The organism is Laceyella tengchongensis (genome assembly GCF_900182735.1).
Lineage (GTDB): Bacteria > Bacillota > Bacilli > Thermoactinomycetales > Thermoactinomycetaceae > Laceyella > Laceyella tengchongensis.
This window is the reverse complement of sequence record NZ_FXTU01000002.1, coordinates 157,316-173,231: the sequence shown is the minus strand read 5'-3', so window position 1 is coordinate 173,231 and position 15,916 is coordinate 157,316. Positions and strand designations below refer to the sequence as shown.

The following is a 15,916-nucleotide window of genomic DNA, read 5'->3' as shown; positions in this document are numbered from 1 at the left end:
TCTCGCATGGTTTATCATGGAGATAAAAAGGGATTTTTCCGGTTTGAATGGAAAAGGGGTTAAGCCCCGCTTGCGTTGGGAACGGGTGTGGCAATAGATCCGGAAAATTATGTGACAGAGAAGGGGATTGGAACGATGAAGTTTCGAACCGTGGCAGAATTGGTAGAGCTGGCGGAATCAGAACACCTGAAAATATCAGATGTGATGCTTGCCCACGAAGCAACGGTGTTTAATCGGCCGGAGGCAGACATCTTTGAAGAGATGGGGCGCAACCTCGATGTGATGCTTGAAGCGATTAAACGGGGATTGACCGAAGACATTCGCTCGCATAGCGGTTTGACGGGCGGAGATGCCAAAAAAATACAGGAGTACAAGCGCACTGCACCGGTCTTGCTTTCAGGCGGGACAGTATTGGATGCGGTTTCACGAGCCACCGCCGTTTCGGAAGTGAATGCGGCCATGGGCACGATTGTCGCCACCCCGACAGCGGGAGCATGCGGTATTCTGCCGGGCACGATTGCTACTGCGGCGGAAAAACTGGGTTCCGATAGGGAAACGATGATCCGCGGATTGTTCACCGCGGGAGCGATTGGCTTTTGTATTGCCAACAACGCCTGCATCTCTGGAGCTGCTGGCGGATGCCAAGCTGAAGTCGGTTCTGCTACGGCGATGGCAGCGGCGGCGGTGGTGGAGATGGCCGGGGGAACGCCTTCGATGTCTGCGGAAGCGGTGGCCATCGCATTGAAAAACATGCTCGGCTTGGTGTGTGATCCGGTGGCCGGCCTGGTGGAGGCACCCTGCGTCAAACGAAACGCGATGGGCGCTGCCATTGCGATGGTGGCGGCGGATATGGCGATGGCGGGCGTCAAAAGTGTGATCCCTACAGATGAAGTGATCGATGCCATGTACAAAATCGGCCAATCGATGCCCGTGGCCCTGCGTGAAACAGCTTTGGGCGGTTTGGCGGCCACTCCCACAGGCCGGGTGCTGGAACGGCAAATTTTTGGGACGATCGACCAGAAATCATGAATTTGAGCCAAATTCCGGTAGATGTCCTTCCCGGAGTGGGAGAGCAACGGAAACAAGATTTGGCCGAGCTAGGGATTCACACCATTGCCGATTTGTTGGCGCATTACCCTTATCGCTATGAAGATTACCGCTTAAGCGATTTGTCGCAAGCTGCGCACGATGACCGAGTGACGGTGCGGGGGCAGGTTTTCGGACAGCCAAGCGTCCGCTGGTTCAACAAGAAAAAGTCGCGCATGACCGTAAAACTAGATGTCGACGGTGTGATGGTGAACGTTATTTGGTTTAACCAAGCTTATTTGAAAGACAAGATCCGGGTGGGCCAAACATTGGTCGTCTCCGGCAAATGGGATCGGCACCGCCTTTCGATCACCGCCGACCGCACATTTGTGAGTCAAGCGGAACAAGAGAAGCATTTGGGCCGGTTGGAGCCAGTTTATTCTGTCACCAGTTCGATCAAAATGCATTGGTTGCGCAAATTGATTTATGAAGCGTTTACGCAGTATGGGCGGGAGATAGAAGAAGTCTTGCCGCAGGAATTGCGCGAGCGGTATAAACTAATTCCGCGCGCCCAGGCTATGTACTACCTCCATTTTCCCAAAGGCAAAAAGGAAGGCATGCAAGCGCGACGCCGCATGGTGTATGAGGAATTGCTGTTGTATGAACTGAAGCTCATGTGGTTGAAAAAAATAACCCGCACGGAAACGGAAGGGATCGCCCATCAGTTTTCTGCCGACGAGGTGGAGGCATTCATTGCTAAGCTGGCATTTCCGCTGACTGGGGCGCAACGGCGCGTAGTTGAAGAAATTTTGTCCGACATGAAGGCGCCGCACCAGATGAACCGCTTGTTGCAGGGAGATGTGGGGTCGGGCAAAACGGTGGTGGCCGCAATCGCCTTGTACGCCAACTATTTGAGTGGACACCAAGGGGCGCTAATGGTGCCGACGGAAATCCTGGCTGATCAGCACGCCAGCTCCATCAGCAAGTTGTTAGCTCCGTTCGGGGTGAATGTCGTCCCGTTGACGGGAAGCATGACGGCCAAGGAGCGGCGGGAAGCGCTGGGGCAGATTCAGATGGGCTTGGCGAATGTTGTCGTTGGCACTCATGCCTTGATCCAAGAAGCGGTGGTTTATCGTGATTTGGGTTTGGTCATCATGGATGAACAGCACCGTTTTGGTGTCAAACAACGAGCCACCTTGCGGCAAAAAGGAGGCGCGCCTGATGTGTTGCATATGACAGCAACACCGATTCCGCGCACATTGGCGATCACCGTGTTCGGGGAGATGGATGTGTCGACGATTGACGAAATGCCAGCTGGCCGTCAGCCGATTGACACGTATTGGGTTAAAAAAGACCTGTGGCCCCGTATTGTTAATTTCATCGCCAAGGAGTGCAAAAGCGGGCGCCAAGCTTATGTGATTTGTCCGCTGATTGAAGAGTCAGAGAAGCTAGATTTGGAAAACGCTCAGGAAGTGTTTGAACAGCTGGCTACTCAGTTGGCTCCGATCCGGGTCGGCTTGTTGCATGGACGGATGGCCCCGGCGGAAAAAGAAGAAGTGATGCGGTGTTATGCGGAAAATGAGGTGCAAGTGCTAGTGTCAACCACAGTGGTCGAAGTGGGGGTTAACGTGCCCAATGCGACGGTGATGGTGATTTATGACGCCGACCGCTTCGGCTTGGCGCAATTGCACCAATTGCGTGGCCGGGTTGGGCGCGGTGGGGGCGCTTCCACCTGTGTGCTGGTGGCCGACCCCAAGTCGGAAATGGGTGTGGAACGGATGCGCATCATGACCGAAACGACGGATGGATTTGAAATTTCCCGCCGAGACTTGGCATTGCGCGGGCCGGGTGATTTCTTGGGTGTGAAACAGAGTGGCCTCCCCGATTTCAAGTTAGCCGATTTGAATGAAGATGTTCGGGTGTTGGAAGTGGCGCGCGCGGATGCGGCTTGGCTGGTGGATCAACCGGACTTTACCACCCGTCCCGAGTGGCGTCCCCTCGTGGAATATTTGCGTGAAAATCAATTGGAAACGATCAAGCTTGATTAAGCCCGTCTAATTGAGACGGGCTTTTTGGTGTTTTCGGGGCTGGATTTGCGGCGCACAGTCATGCCCGGAAGCGTATGCATAAGATGAAGCGTTGACACAACGGGGGTGAACAGTGTGAGTAAAACAGCGTTTTACCGTGAGTTGGTGCAGGAGATCAACCAAACGGTTGGCAGGGAAGCGGTGACTACCGAGCAGCTAAAAGAATTGGTTCGCCAAGCGAAGATGATTCGGCGAACGCAAGGGCTGATGGGACTGCTGGCATTTGCTAACCAGTTGCCGTACCGGTTTCTCACACCGCATGAAGTGCAAATGATCCAACGTTCGCCGCGATACAGGGAGCTGTCTAGGCGCACCTTGCAAATGTTGGTGATGGAGGGGGTGATCACCCCGTTTGAAGCGAATATGGTGCGAATCTGATCGTCAGCGATTTAGGCGGCGGGCATGGGTGTCCATCCATACGGTGGTTGCCTTGGTTTCATATGGTATAGGGATTGATTTGACCACCTAAGGGAGAGGAAAGGAATGAAGAAAAAACACCCGAAAAAAAACGTGATGAACAAGCGGGCCCTCAGAACCCAAAATCTAGAAAAACCCGCTTTCGGCTTTATCGATGAATTTCCGTGGGAAGAGGCCGGAGCGATGGGGGAATCGAAGCCATCGTCGAACCAGGGCTTCTCCGAGTACATGGCTGACGGCTGGGAAGAGGACTGGATTTTCGGAGGCGGGTGGGAGCCGAACCATGAAATGCCCACGCCGATGGAAGTGGATAAAAAGCGCAAAGGGGACGGAAAAAAGAAGAAGTTTTCGCCTTACGCTGAATCATCTGAGCCGACGTCACGGCTGGAAGAAGTGGAATGGCCCGATTTTTCCGAACTGGCCGCAGATGACTTGGATACGCAAAGCGACGTGGAAGAATGTCCACCTGGTTTTGATGAACTGTCTCAAATCCGATTGTCACAGCGGTCCAAAAAAACCAAAGCGAGAAGAGGGAAAGTCAAAGCTTGACACTACACACGGCTAAAGACGTGGATTCTTGGGTCAATAGCGTCCGCAGTCCGTTTCTGTTTTGAACAATGCCCAAGTTTAGGGGTGTGCCATCACCCCGTCCCATGCAGTTAGTAATGTACCCACACGGTCGGCATACCTATTACCAGTACGCTAGCTCCTTTTGCCTCACTCTCATGGTTATGACGTACACAGGAACAAACCCACTACCAGTGGGATGAGCACCGCTCATATGTTCGATTTACAACAAATTGGTTGCTCTTACCATCCCAAAAAGGGGATGTCGAGCAACGCCCCTTTCATCCCACGATTCAAACCATGGGCTTTCAGTCGACAAATTTCTGTAAAAAATAGGCTCGCGGGATATTCCGCGAGCCCGATGTATCTTCCACAACATCGGTGTCAGATACTTAATGGGAGAGGAGAAACCGGAGGAAGAGCTTATGGGGAAACGTAAGTCTTCTCCGCGGTTTGACAACATCATCACGACGCTGTCATCAATTAGGATTGCCGGTTTACCCTTTTTTATACATCCTGCAATCATTTTATTTTAGATCTTCTTTATGGTAGGATTAAACGTGTTATGTTCAATTGAACTAAGAGGAGCAAGGTGACGATCCATGCGAATTATTGCTGGCAACCGCAAAGGCACGCGGCTGAAAATGGTGCCAGGCCAACATGTTCGACCGACGGCTGACCGTGTGAAGGAATCGCTGTTTTCGGTGATCGGTCCGTTTTTCGACGGCGGATACGCCCTCGATTTGTTTGCTGGGACGGGTTCATTGGGTTTGGAAGCGCTTAGCCGGGGAATGGAGCGCGCTTTTTTTGTGGACCAATCTAGGACAAGTTGCGAGACGGTCAGAGCGAACGCAGCGTTGGCGAAGTTGTCGGAGCAAGTGGAAATCATGCGCCGAGACGCTAGGGCGGCATTAAAAACCTTGAACGAACGAGGCATTCAATTTGACATCATTTTTCTCGATCCGCCTTACCACAAACAATTGCTCATTCCCGCTTTGACGGAGATCGCCGAGCTTGGTTTGGTGGCGGAGGAGGGGGTGGTGGTGGCGGAGCACCCAAGCCAAGCCTCCATGCCTGAAAAGGTTGGGCGACTGACTTCTTTTCGTAGCTTGTCCTATGGCGACGTGGCGATGACGTTGTATACTCCGGAAGAGAAAGAAGGGGAAAACACATGAAAGTAGCCGTCTATCCAGGAAGTTTCGATCCGATTACATATGGCCATTTGGATATCATTGAGCGCGGGGCCAAGGTGTTTGACAAGATTATCGTTGCTGTTTTGGTCAACTCGTCCAAAAAGCCCCTGTTCAGTGTAGAAGAACGCAAAGCGTTGATCAGTCAAGCGACGGCTCATTTGCCGATGGTGGAAGTGGACAGTTTTGACGGATTGCTCGTCGATTACTTGCACAAGCGGCAAGCTAACGTCATTCTGCGTGGCCTCAGGGCGATTTCTGATTTCGAATATGAATTGCAACTGGCATCGACCAACCGCCAATTGCGTCCGGAAGCGGAAACCTTCTTTTTGATGACAAGCAATCAACATTCATTTATCAGTTCCGGCATGGTGAAAGAAGTGGCCAAACACGGCGCCGATGTCAAAGAGTTGGTACCGAGTCACGTGGCGATGGCATTGGCCAAAAAATTTGGCCGCGAGTAGTTTCCTGCACTTCAAGCGGGTTGGGCAAGTGTATATGGCCCGCCCGAAAAAGAAACAAGAGCTCTCAGCCGCCACAGCATGAGAGCTCCCCTCATTCTCAAGAGACGGAACGATGGCGCATGCGTTCGCATAAAATAAAGATACAACTCAAAACCAAGATAGTGATGGAAGTCCATTCCAATCCCGTCCACAACGGCGTTTGTAGCGGATGAAACACGGACACAGCCGCGGGCATATGGTGTAAATGTTTTTGCAACAACGGATACAAAAGAACAGTCAAAGCGCTGGAGATGAGCGCATGCAACAAGCGGGCTACAAAGTACGGGGCGTAGCGGATATCCGTCCGGCTGATCATGCTCGCCACTTGCGCGTGGATGGAAAGCCCGTTGAAGCCGATGACTAGGCTGACGATAGTCAATTTGAACATCAGCGGGATAGCTGGCGAAGCGGCGCTAGCTAGTTGCGATCCCAATGTGATTTCAAATATGCCGGCGGTAATCGCTTCCGACAGGCTGGCCGGAAAGGAAAAAAACTCCAAAACGTGGGCGATGCCCCTGTTGAAGAGTGTGGTTATGCCCACATAATTGACTAAGTGAGTGAGCACCGAGAACATCATGATAAAGCCACCGATCAATAGGAGGGTTTGCACGGCCGAAGTTACGGCTTGACCGATTAATTGTCCGAGTGTTCTGCTATCTTGTAGGCGGGCGCGATGCATCGCCCGCAAGGCTCGCAACAGGATGAAGCCCGTTTTTTTGACCGGCGGTTTGGAAGGTGGCGCTTTCGGCTCATGAAATCGCATGAGGAAGCCGACGGCAAACGCTCCTAAGTAATGGGCGAGCGCGAGGATAATGCCGACTGAGGTACTCTCAAAAAAACCGACGGCCACGGCCCCAAAGATGAACAGCGGTCCGGCGGTACTGGTGAAGGAAACAAGGCGCTCACCTTCTTCCCGTGAGATCAATCCCTGTTCCCGTAAGCGGGAGGTAAGTTTGGCGCCCATCGGATTGCCTGAAATCAATCCCACCGCCATCACAAAACCGCCTGCACCTGGCACGCGGAACAACGGCCGCATCAAGGGTTCCAATAAGACACCCATAAAATGGACGACTCCGAAGCCCATCATCATCTCTGCCGTGATAAAAAAAGGGAGCAACGCCGGGAACACGACATCCCACCAGATTGACAATCCCCGGATGGATGAGCGGAAGGCTTGCTCCGGATACATCAGTAGCACAACCGCGATAAAGAACGCGATGAACGCAAACGTGACCGTTTTTAATTGACTTCGGAGAAGGGGTTGCATCATATTTATTCTCTCCTCGTGGACAACTCAGACATTAACATGTCTACGTAAAACGTGCGTGATTTAGACCGTTTATTCTAAGAATGGAGGGTGGTTCATGGCACGCCCCAAAATCGGCCTGGCGTTGAGTTCAGGCGGTGCGCGCGGAATGGCGCATCTGGGTGTGGTGAAGGTATTGAAGGAAGCGGGAATCGATGTCCAATATGTGGCTGGGAGCAGCATGGGAAGCGTGGTTTCAGTCATGCTAGCCAATCGATTGGATTTAGATTTGTGCGAAAAGTTGGTTTCCGGTCTACGGGTGAAGCATTGGTTGGACCTGACGGTGCCCAAAATGGGTTTGGTCATGGGGGAGAAAGTGCAAGAACTGATCCGCCTATTGGCCCACCGCAAACGGATCGAAGAACTGCCGATTCCCGCGAGGATCGTGGCCACCGATCTAGTCAAAGGGGAGCCTGTCGTATTCAAAGAGGGGCCGATTGATGTCGCGGTGCGGGCTAGCATTGCCATTCCCGGCATATTTGAACCGGTGCGGCTCGGTGATCAGATATTGGTTGACGGGGGCGTCATCGATCGCATTCCGGTATCGGTGGTGCGGGAAATGGGGGCTGATTTTGTGATTGCCGTTGATGTCATCCCCAGGGTAAACAAGGCCAAGATCAAAAATATTTTTGATGTGATTGCGCAAACTTTAGTTATCATGGAGAAAGAAATCACCAGCCAGCGTTGGCCGATGGCGGATTTCCTCATCCATCCCGATGTGGCTGACATTTCGCCGACGGCGTTCAACCGGATGGATGAATGCGTCAAGCGCGGAGAAATGGAAGCGCGAAAAGTTCTGCCCCAACTGCTGGCGTTAATTGAGAATTGGCAAGGAGAGAAATCACGAGATGAGCTTGAATCGGTTTGACCAACGGAATATTTGGGGGGTGATTGCCCTTTCAATCATCTGTTTTCTGATCGGGGGTGCTTTTTTGATCCCCATCCCTTACTTTGCCATCGGTCCTGGCAAGGTGGTGGAAGTGGGGCCCTTGGTGACCGTGGGCAAAGAAAAGGGCAACGAGGAAGGGAGTTTTCGGCTGACCACGATATCGATGAAGCAGGGGGCTCCTGTCGACCTATTGCTGTCGCGCTGGACAAGTACTACTGAACTGGTTCCAGAGGAACACATTTTGGCCGAGGATGAGGATAAGCGGGATTACCAGCGCAGACAAACCGTCAATATGCGCTTATCACAGAATCAGGCAATCGTAGCTGCCTTTCGCCATGCCAAACGGCCTGTGTCCCAAAAAGTGCTGGGAGTTGAAGTGGAGCGGGTGCTGAAAGAAGGAGCCTCCTCTCTCAAAGAAGGGGATGTGATTAAGCGGATTGACGGAGAGCCGGTTGCTTCGATACAGCAATTGATATCCCGTCTCAGCCGCAAACGAGCGGGTGAACGCGTGGCATTGACTCTTTTGCGCGATGGCAAAGAACTGCGAATCACCGCGTCCTTAGTTCCTTTGCGGGTTGAACCGGGGTCCAAGCCGCGTGCTGGGCTGGGAATCGTGCCGGTGGAAAAAGTGGAAGTGAAAACAACACCGCCCACCCACATCGACGCCCAGGAGATCGGTGGCCCTTCCGCAGGCCTGATGTTTGCTTTGGAGGTCTTAAACCGGTTGGTTCCGGAAGATTTAACCCGAGGGTACCGGATCGCGGGAACGGGGACGATCACGGCGGATGGGGAAGTTGGACAGATCGGGGGGATTCAGCACAAAGTGGTGGCCGCGGATAAAGCAGGCATGGATTTGTTTTTTTGCCCCAAAGACATTCGTCCCGAAGATCAAAATGAAAAAACGGCTAAGCAAACGGTGAAGCGCTTGGGAATCAAGATGAAAGTGATTCCCGTGTCCGATTTGGATGAAGCAGTTCAGGCGCTGAAAAAGTTGCCGCCGAGGGGACAGGCATCTTTCAAGTCAAAAACATTGACAGGTGTCGCTTAAGTGTCTTATAATAACCCTGTTTTTACACAAGGAGTGGAATCATGCAGATTTCCCTGCACAAGTTGAACCAAGCAAAAGACGGGCAACTCGTGATACGTGAAACGGTTGCTCTGGACACGATGCCTGGTGAAGTCCCAGGGCTGATTCGGTTAGCGCCCGTAGAGGTCGAGGCCCGTGTGACGCGGCTCGATCCACACTTGATCGAAGCAGATGCCGAAGAGGAAAGCAAGGCGACTTTCACCTGTTCGCGCTGCTTGCAAGAGTTCGAAACACCGGTTCATGTCAAGTGGACGGAGTTGTTCACGGATGAGGCGCATCGGGCCGTGGAGACAGAGGAGCAGGAGATCCACTATTTCGAAGGGAACGAGCTGGATCTTTCCCCGTACATTCGGGAAGCGCTTATGCTCCAACTACCTTACATTCCGGTGTGTCGGGAAGATTGCAAAGGACTCTGTCCAAAATGTGGCGTCAATAAAAATGCCGATTCCTGCAATTGCCAAGTGGAGAAGATCGATCCGCGTTTGGCAGCTTTGCAGGATTGGCTCGATCAAAACAAATAAAAGACGTGTGAAAACTTCCCGGTCTTATGTTACATTCTTATAGGGGGTGAAACAGTATGGCAGTACCATTTAGACGCACTTCTAAAACTCGTAAGCGCAAACGTCGCACCCACTTCAAACTTTCCGTACCAGGTATGGTAAATTGCCCGCAATGCGGAGCTCCGAAGCTATCCCATCGCGTGTGCAAAGAGTGTGGGCACTACAAAGGCTCTGAAGTTGAAGGCGTAGTAAACGAGTAATAGCGAGCCAAGAGCCGACGGTGAAGTCGGCTCTTTATATTTTTTCCATTGCCCAATAAGCGTTTTTTTTATATACTGACTTAGTACCTGGTATTAGAATGTGGTATTAAAGAGAGGTGGGCTCCGCTATGCGCATCCCAAAAAAAGAGAGACAAAGAATAATCGCTCAATCCTTTCAAGAAGAACCATTTTTGACAGACGAAGAAATGGCCAAGCGGTGTAATGTAAGCATCCAAACGATTCGTCTGGATCGCGTTGAATTGGGGATTCCCGAATTGCGGGAACGAATTAAGCACATGGCGGAGAACCATTTTGATCCTGTAAAGTCGCTGTTGCAGGAAGAAGTGATCGGAGAAATTGTCGATTTACAATTGGATCAAAGTGGTGTGTCCATTCTGGAGATAAACAAGGAGCATGTATTCGCCCGCAATCAGATCGCCCGGGGGCACATCCTTTTCGCCCAGGCCAACTCGCTTGCAGTGGCCATCGTCGATGCAGAGGTGGCTTTGACGGGATCGGCGGGAATCCGATTTGTGCGCCCCGTCCGATTGGGAGAGAAATGTATTGCGCACGCTAAGGTTATCAGAAAGCAAATTAACAACAGTTTGCAAGTGGATGTGAAAACCAAAGTGAATGGCGAGATTGTCTTCCAAGGGATTTTTGATGTGTACCGCTTGGAAGACGGGCGTGTATCCATGTGAGGAGGAGCAACGATGCGGATTGCAATAGACGCGCATGGTGGAGACCATGCCCCTCAAGCGGTGATCGAAGGGGTCAAAATGGCGGCGCGAGAGTGGCCCGACACCACCATCATTCTTGTGGGATGCGATGAGAGCGTCTTGCCGGAGCCGCTGCCGGGAGTGGTCTTTAAAAAAGTAACAGAAGTCATAGAACCAGACGACGAACCCGTACGGTCGGTCCGCCGGAAAAAAGATTCCTCCATTGTCGTTGGATGCCGGATGGTGAAAGAGAAAGAAGCCGACGCTTTTATCAGTGGCGGGAATACGGGTGCGCTGATGGCTGCGGGCCTGTTTTACACGGGACGTTTGCCAGGGGTCGATCGACCTGCGCTAGCACCGGTTCTGCCGACCTTGTCAGGGAAAGGGATTTTGGTGCTGGATGTAGGGGCTAACCCCGAGGCACGAGCCGATCATTTGCACCAATACGCCAAATTGGGCAGTGTGTATGCGGAAAGGGTGTTGGGCTTTGAAGCCCCGCGCGTGGGCCTGCTCAACATTGGGACAGAAGAGGGCAAAGGGACGGAATTGAACAAGGCGGCGTTCGCTTTGTTCCAAGAAGATGAATCACTTCGCTTTCTAGGAAATGTTGAAGCGCGTGAAGTGTTGTATGGGCCGTGTGAAGTGTTGGTCTGCGACGGATACAGCGGCAACATCCTGTTGAAGAACACGGAAGGAGTTGCTAAAGCCGTCTTTGATCGCCTGAAACAGGTACTCACACAAAATCTGCTTACCAAACTGGCGGGTGCCATCTTGAAGCCGGGATTAAAGCGTTTCGCCAAAGAGATGGATTACAAAGAGCATGGCGGCGCTCCGTTGCTGGGACTGGCCGGTCCGATCATCAAAGCTCACGGATCGTCAGACGCCACCGCGTTTTTCAATGCGATACGGCAGGCGCGCCGATTTGTTGAAAACAATGTCATGGTTCAACTGGAAGCGGAATTTTCGCGTGGGAGAGGAGAGTGACGGCGTGGGCGCAGTTGGAATTCTTGGAACAGGTGCGTTTGTTCCGGAAAAAGTGCTAACCAATGCCGATTTGGAGAAGATGGTCGACACCAATGATGAGTGGATCGTATCGAGAACGGGGATTCGTGAGCGGCGTATCGCCGCCCCGGACCAGGCATCTTCTGATTTGGCTGTCAAAGCAGCTGAACGGGCTTTGGCCCATGCGGGATTGACGGCTGACCAGCTGGATTTGATCATTGTGGCGACAGTGACGCCGGATATGTCTTTTCCAGCGACGGCCTGTCTGGTGCAAGACAAACTCGGTGCGTCCAAGGCGGCAACGTTCGACCTTTCCGCAGCGTGCACTGGCTTTTTGTACGGGGTGTCTACCGCAGCCCAATTTATCCAGACTGGCATGTATAAGTACGCGTTGGTGATTGGGGTGGAATGCCTGTCCCGCATCGTGGATTGGTCAGACCGTAACACCTGCGTCCTGTTCGGGGATGGCGCGGGGGCGGCTGTGCTTGGCCCGGTTGAAGACGGATACGGTTTCCTCTCTTACGAGCTGGGAGGGGATGGCTCAGGGCAGGACTTGCTGAAGCTGGAAGCGGGCGGGTCACGCAAGCCGGCATCTCAACAGACCTTAGATGAACGCTTGCATTTCATTTACATGAACGGCAGAGAGGTGTTCAAATTTGCCGTCCGTGTGCTGGGCAATGCGACAGAAGAAGCACTCGCTAAAGCCGGTCTCGGCAAACACGATATCGATTTCCTGATCCCACACCAAGCCAACATCCGCATCATCGAATCGGCGGTCAAGCGGTTCGGTCTGACAGAGGACAAGGTGGTTGTCAACTTGGACCGTTATGGCAACATGTCTTCGGCGTCCGTGCCGGTGGCTTTGGACGAAGCAGTGAAATCAGGCAAGATCAAAAAAGGAGACACACTGGCCTTGTGCGGGTTTGGCGGAGGACTCACCTGGGGTGCCGCCATACTCAAATGGGCGCTTGATTAAGTGCAATGGGGGGAGACATGATGGGTAAAATCGCTTTGATCTTTCCGGGACAAGGATCGCAAAAAGTGGGAATGGGGCAGGACATTTGCGAAAACAGCGAGACGGCGAAGCAGATTTTTGAAGAAGCGGACGCCGCGTTGGGTTACGCATTGTCGGAGCTTTGCTTTCACGGTCCGGAAGAGGAGTTGCGCTTGACGGCCAACACGCAGCCTGCCATTTTGACCACCAGTATCGCGCTGTATATCGCGTTGCGGGAAAAATTACCACTCACACCGGATTTCGTGGCGGGACACAGCCTTGGAGAATATTCCGCGCTGGTAGCGGCGGGGGCGATGAGTTTCCGCGATGCGGTGACGACCGTGCGCAAGCGGGGGATCTATATGGAAGAAGCGGTGCCGGCGGGCGTCGGGGCTATGTCCGCAATTATGAATCTAGAGCGCGACAAGTTGGATGAGGTTTGCCGGAGCGTATCCAAAGCTGGACATGTGGTCGAGCCAGCCAATTATAATTCACCGGGTCAGATCGTCATCTCCGGACATGCCGCCGCAGTAGCTGAAGCAGGTGAACAGGCGGCGGAAGCGGGAGCGAGACGGGTCATCCCCCTGTCGGTCAGCGGTCCATTCCACTCCTCCCTGATGCAGCCAGCGGCCGAGCGGCTTAAAGCGGCACTGAGCCATGTGACTGTACGCGACGCCTCCGTGCCGGTCGTGGCCAACGTGACGGCGGAAGCTGTTTCGGGTTCGGCGGAAATCGTGGAATTGTTGGTTAAGCAAGTCGCTTCGCCCGTGTTGTGGGAGGATAGCGTGAGATACATGCTGAATCAAGGGGTGACCACTTTTGTGGAAGTGGGTGCCGGCAGTGTACTCACTGGTCTGGTGAGAAAGGTTGACCGCAAAGTGAAGGCGATTTCCATCCAGGATACACAAACGCTGGAGCAAGCGATTGAACAGCTTCAAACTCTCAGCTAGATGAACAGGAGGGGAACCGGGTATGTTAAACGGTAAGACGGCAGTGGTAACGGGCGGATCGCGTGGGATTGGGCGCGCGATTGCCATCACGTTGGCAGAAGCCGGCGCCGATATCGTCATTTTCTACGCCGGGAATCATGCGGCTGCAGAAGAAACGATTCAATCTGTGCGGGAAACGGGCCGGCAAGGCTTAGCCTTGAAAGTGGACGTATCTGACAAGGAGCAAGTTGATGCGGCGCTGAAAGAGGTGGTGTCCACCTTTGGGCGCGTCGATATCTTGGTGAACAATGCGGGCATTACGCGTGACAATCTGTTGATGCGCATGAAGGAAGACGAGTGGGATCAAGTGATTGCCACCAATCTCAAGGGCGCCTTCCTCTGCACCAAAGCAGTGATCCGGCCCATGCTCAAGCAAAAAGGCGGACGCATCATCAACATCAGCTCCGTCGTCGGCGTGGCGGGAAATCCGGGACAAGCCAATTATGTGGCGGCCAAAGCGGGCTTGATCGGCCTTACCAAAACCACGGCCAAAGAATTGGCGAGCCGCGGTATCACCGTGAATGCCATTGCGCCTGGATTCATTGAGACGGACATGACGTCTGTGTTGGACGAAGCCCTGAAGGAGCAAATGCGCTCCGAGATACCGCTCGGGTATTATGGTACCCCGCAAGACATTGCCGAGGCTGTTAAGTTTTTGGCTTCAGACTCCGGGCGTTACATCACCGGACAAACGATTCATGTCGATGGTGGCATGGTAATGAACTAAGATGACATTGCTTGCGAGGAAGTTGTCTCGTATAATACTGAGGGGAGGTGAAAGATATGGCAGATACGTTAGAACGTGTAAAGAAAATCATCGTTGAGCGTCTGGATGTGGATGAGGCAGAAGTGACGCTGGAAGCGTCCATCAAAGAAGATTTGGGTGCCGACTCACTCGACGTAGTGGATCTCATCATGGAATTGGAAGATGAGTTTGAATTGGAGATCGGCGATGATGAAGCTGCTAAAATCTCCACGGTTGGAGATATTGTAGAATATATCAACAAACATAATTAATCGCTTCTTCATACTTACTGTATAAAGTCCCGCTCTTGTTGCGGGACTTTATACACAACGTACTAAAAAGCGTATCAGCTATGTTGAGAAAGGCGGTGGATCAGGTGAATAAGAGGGTTGTGATCACCGGTCTTGGAATAATTTCTCCCCTTGGTAACGATGTAAACACATTCTGGAATCATCTGATCGCAGGCAAGTCCGGGGTGGGGAACATCACCCATTTCGACACAACGGACTATGCAGTGAAGATTGCCGCAGAGGTCAAGGATTTTGACCCGCTGAATTATATAGATAAAAAAGAAGCACGCCGCATGGATCGATTTGTGCAATTTGCGGTGGCGGCAGCCAAAGAAGCGCTGAAGCACGCTGAATTGGACATGGACAAAGTGGACGCCAACCGCGTAGGGGTTTATGTAGGCTCCGGGATCGGCGGACTGTCGACTTTGGAAAACCAACATCGCGTGTTGATGGAGCGGGGACCGCGCCGGGTTAGCCCATTTTTTGTGCCAATGATGATTGCCAACATGTCTTCGGGCATGGTGTCCATCCACACTGGCGCCAAAGGGCCCAATAGCGCGGCGATCTCGGCTTGCGCGACTGGCACGCACTGCGTCGGCGACTCGTTCAAAATGTTGCAGCGCGGCGATGCTGATGTGATGTTGGCCGGTGGCACAGAAGCGACCATTTTGCCAATGGCCATAGCCGGTTTTTCGGCGATGGGTGCCTTGTCCAGCCGCAATGATGATCCGCAAAAGGCTAGCCGTCCGTTTGACCGTGACCGTGACGGATTCGTCATGGGTGAAGGAGCGGCGGTGTTGGTGTTGGAAACGCTGGAGCATGCGCAGAAACGCGGTGCCAACATCATTGCCGAAGTTGTGGGATACGGAATGACGGCCGACGCCTATCACATCACCAGCCCCGACCCACACGGAGATGGCGCGAAACGAAGCATGGAGATGGCACTGTCCGACGCCGGTCTGAAACCGGAGGACATCGATTACATCAACGCCCATGGTACTTCAACCGATATCAACGACAAATTTGAGACGATGGCGATCAAAGCTGCTTTCGGTGAACATGCGCATAAGTTGGCGATTAGCTCAACCAAATCCATGATGGGGCACTTGCTGGGTGCGGCGGGAGCGATTGAAGCGGCGGTGTTGGCGCTTACGCTCAAAGAGCAAATCATTCCGCCAACAATCAATTTGGAAAATCCGGATCCCGAATGCGATTTGGACTATGTGCCGAATGAAGCGCGTAAGGCGCGCGTCCGGGCCGCCATATCGAACTCACTCGGTTTTGGCGGGCACAATGCCACCATCTGCATCAAAGAGTTTGCGGAAGCGTAAGGGGATGAACACAT

The 15,916-nt window shown here is 52.8% G+C and carries 18 protein-coding genes; 17 read left to right on the top strand and 1 reads right to left on the bottom strand.

The window, feature by feature from the left end; genetic code table 11:
* Positions 1–135 precede the first annotated feature (135 nt).
* The 6 genes from sdaAA (at position 136) to coaD (ending at position 5,751) form a co-directional block, all read left to right on the top strand.
* The gene (gene sdaAA, locus QQZ12_RS04345; RefSeq protein WP_102992810.1) at positions 136–1,029 is read left to right on the top strand and encodes an L-serine ammonia-lyase, iron-sulfur-dependent, subunit alpha; all 894 of its coding nucleotides are present in this window, start codon (positions 136–138) and stop codon (positions 1,027–1,029) included.
* On the top strand, positions 1,026–3,074 hold the full coding sequence (gene recG, locus QQZ12_RS04340; protein ID WP_189318852.1) for an ATP-dependent DNA helicase RecG: 2,049 nt from the start codon (positions 1,026–1,028) through the stop codon (positions 3,072–3,074). Before sdaAA ends, recG begins: the two co-directional genes overlap by 4 nt.
* Positions 3,075–3,188: 114 nt before the next feature.
* Positions 3,189–3,491 carry a hypothetical protein gene (locus QQZ12_RS04335; RefSeq protein ID WP_102992808.1) on the top strand — a complete coding sequence of 101 codons (303 nt, stop codon included), beginning with the start codon at positions 3,189–3,191 and terminating at the stop codon, positions 3,489–3,491.
* A 105-nt stretch (positions 3,492–3,596) separates the two neighbouring features.
* Entirely contained in the window at positions 3,597–4,079 is a 483-nt protein-coding gene (locus QQZ12_RS04330; protein WP_102992807.1) for a hypothetical protein, read from the top strand.
* Positions 4,080–4,699: 620 nt separating this feature from the next.
* A complete protein-coding gene (rsmD, locus tag QQZ12_RS04325) occupies positions 4,700–5,272 on the top strand; it encodes a 16S rRNA (guanine(966)-N(2))-methyltransferase RsmD (RefSeq protein WP_102992806.1) in 573 nt (190 codons plus the stop codon).
* Entirely contained in the window at positions 5,269–5,751 is a 483-nt protein-coding gene (gene coaD, locus QQZ12_RS04320; RefSeq protein WP_102992805.1) for a pantetheine-phosphate adenylyltransferase, read from the top strand. The genes rsmD and coaD overlap by 4 nt, the downstream gene beginning before the upstream one ends.
* 97 nt (positions 5,752–5,848) lie before the next feature.
* Here the strand turns inward: coaD and ylbJ are convergent, their stop codons facing one another.
* Positions 5,849–7,060, bottom strand: a complete 1,212-nt coding sequence (gene ylbJ, locus QQZ12_RS04315; RefSeq protein WP_223247950.1) for a sporulation integral membrane protein YlbJ — start codon at positions 7,058–7,060, stop codon at positions 5,849–5,851.
* Positions 7,061–7,154: 94 nt separating this feature from the next.
* Here ylbJ and QQZ12_RS04310 point away from each other — a divergent pair, with 94 nt between their 5' ends.
* The 11 genes from QQZ12_RS04310 to fabF all read left to right on the top strand — a co-directional run bounded on the left by QQZ12_RS04310 (position 7,155) and on the right by fabF (position 15,902).
* Positions 7,155–7,964 carry a patatin-like phospholipase family protein gene (locus QQZ12_RS04310; RefSeq protein ID WP_102992804.1) on the top strand — a complete coding sequence of 270 codons (810 nt, stop codon included), beginning with the start codon at positions 7,155–7,157 and terminating at the stop codon, positions 7,962–7,964.
* Complete coding sequence (locus QQZ12_RS04305; RefSeq protein WP_102992803.1) at positions 7,945–9,033, top strand: SepM family pheromone-processing serine protease; 1,089 nt, start codon at positions 7,945–7,947, stop codon at positions 9,031–9,033. The genes QQZ12_RS04310 and QQZ12_RS04305 overlap by 20 nt, the downstream gene beginning before the upstream one ends.
* A 41-nt stretch (positions 9,034–9,074) precedes the next feature.
* A complete protein-coding gene (locus QQZ12_RS04300) occupies positions 9,075–9,593 on the top strand; it encodes a YceD family protein (protein WP_022736378.1) in 519 nt (172 codons plus the stop codon).
* 56 nt (positions 9,594–9,649) lie between these two features.
* The gene (gene rpmF, locus QQZ12_RS04295; RefSeq protein ID WP_083465011.1) at positions 9,650–9,832 is read left to right on the top strand and encodes a 50S ribosomal protein L32; all 183 of its coding nucleotides are present in this window, start codon (positions 9,650–9,652) and stop codon (positions 9,830–9,832) included.
* Between the two features lie 128 nt (positions 9,833–9,960).
* Positions 9,961–10,533 carry a transcription factor FapR gene (fapR, locus tag QQZ12_RS04290; protein WP_022736377.1) on the top strand — a complete coding sequence of 191 codons (573 nt, stop codon included), beginning with the start codon at positions 9,961–9,963 and terminating at the stop codon, positions 10,531–10,533.
* 12 nt (positions 10,534–10,545) lie between these two features.
* Positions 10,546–11,535 carry a phosphate acyltransferase PlsX gene (plsX, locus tag QQZ12_RS04285; RefSeq protein WP_102992802.1) on the top strand — a complete coding sequence of 330 codons (990 nt, stop codon included), beginning with the start codon at positions 10,546–10,548 and terminating at the stop codon, positions 11,533–11,535.
* Positions 11,486–12,529: a beta-ketoacyl-ACP synthase III gene (locus tag QQZ12_RS04280; protein WP_106342707.1), complete on the top strand. Its 1,044-nt coding sequence runs from the start codon at positions 11,486–11,488 to the stop codon at positions 12,527–12,529. Before plsX ends, QQZ12_RS04280 begins: the two co-directional genes overlap by 50 nt.
* 20 nt (positions 12,530–12,549) lie before the next feature.
* On the top strand, positions 12,550–13,497 hold the full coding sequence (gene fabD, locus QQZ12_RS04275) for an ACP S-malonyltransferase (RefSeq protein ID WP_102992801.1): 948 nt from the start codon (positions 12,550–12,552) through the stop codon (positions 13,495–13,497).
* A 22-nt stretch (positions 13,498–13,519) separates the two neighbouring features.
* Positions 13,520–14,263, top strand: a complete 744-nt coding sequence (gene fabG, locus QQZ12_RS04270; protein WP_154987534.1) for a 3-oxoacyl-[acyl-carrier-protein] reductase — start codon at positions 13,520–13,522, stop codon at positions 14,261–14,263.
* Between the two features lie 56 nt (positions 14,264–14,319).
* On the top strand, positions 14,320–14,553 hold the full coding sequence (locus QQZ12_RS04265) for an acyl carrier protein (RefSeq protein ID WP_022736372.1): 234 nt from the start codon (positions 14,320–14,322) through the stop codon (positions 14,551–14,553).
* A 104-nt stretch (positions 14,554–14,657) separates the two neighbouring features.
* The gene (gene fabF, locus QQZ12_RS04260) at positions 14,658–15,902 is read left to right on the top strand and encodes a beta-ketoacyl-ACP synthase II (RefSeq protein ID WP_284724032.1); all 1,245 of its coding nucleotides are present in this window, start codon (positions 14,658–14,660) and stop codon (positions 15,900–15,902) included.
* Positions 15,903–15,916: the final 14 nt, after the last annotated feature.

What these genes read in the sequence shown, in the direction of transcription:
- fabG (WP_154987534.1), top strand. Translation starts at nt 13,520, where the DNA reads ATGTTAAACGGTAAGACGGCAGTGGTAACGGGCGGATCGCGTGGGATT.
- ylbJ (WP_223247950.1), bottom strand. Translation starts at nt 7,060, where the DNA reads ATGATGCAACCCCTTCTCCGAAGTCAATTAAAAACGGTCACGTTTGCG.
- rsmD (WP_102992806.1), top strand. Translation starts at nt 4,700, where the DNA reads ATGCGAATTATTGCTGGCAACCGCAAAGGCACGCGGCTGAAAATGGTG.
- QQZ12_RS04310 (WP_102992804.1), top strand. Translation starts at nt 7,155, where the DNA reads ATGGCACGCCCCAAAATCGGCCTGGCGTTGAGTTCAGGCGGTGCGCGC.
- QQZ12_RS04280 (WP_106342707.1), top strand. Translation starts at nt 11,486, where the DNA reads ATGTCATGGTTCAACTGGAAGCGGAATTTTCGCGTGGGAGAGGAGAGT.
- QQZ12_RS04305 (WP_102992803.1), top strand. Translation starts at nt 7,945, where the DNA reads ATGAGCTTGAATCGGTTTGACCAACGGAATATTTGGGGGGTGATTGCC.
- QQZ12_RS04330 (WP_102992807.1), top strand. Translation starts at nt 3,597, where the DNA reads ATGAAGAAAAAACACCCGAAAAAAAACGTGATGAACAAGCGGGCCCTC.
- fapR (WP_022736377.1), top strand. Translation starts at nt 9,961, where the DNA reads ATGCGCATCCCAAAAAAAGAGAGACAAAGAATAATCGCTCAATCCTTT.
- QQZ12_RS04300 (WP_022736378.1), top strand. Translation starts at nt 9,075, where the DNA reads ATGCAGATTTCCCTGCACAAGTTGAACCAAGCAAAAGACGGGCAACTC.
- recG (WP_189318852.1), top strand. Translation starts at nt 1,026, where the DNA reads ATGAATTTGAGCCAAATTCCGGTAGATGTCCTTCCCGGAGTGGGAGAG.
- plsX (WP_102992802.1), top strand. Translation starts at nt 10,546, where the DNA reads ATGCGGATTGCAATAGACGCGCATGGTGGAGACCATGCCCCTCAAGCG.
- QQZ12_RS04265 (WP_022736372.1), top strand. Translation starts at nt 14,320, where the DNA reads ATGGCAGATACGTTAGAACGTGTAAAGAAAATCATCGTTGAGCGTCTG.
- coaD (WP_102992805.1), top strand. Translation starts at nt 5,269, where the DNA reads ATGAAAGTAGCCGTCTATCCAGGAAGTTTCGATCCGATTACATATGGC.
- fabD (WP_102992801.1), top strand. Translation starts at nt 12,550, where the DNA reads ATGGGTAAAATCGCTTTGATCTTTCCGGGACAAGGATCGCAAAAAGTG.
- sdaAA (WP_102992810.1), top strand. Translation starts at nt 136, where the DNA reads ATGAAGTTTCGAACCGTGGCAGAATTGGTAGAGCTGGCGGAATCAGAA.
- rpmF (WP_083465011.1), top strand. Translation starts at nt 9,650, where the DNA reads ATGGCAGTACCATTTAGACGCACTTCTAAAACTCGTAAGCGCAAACGT.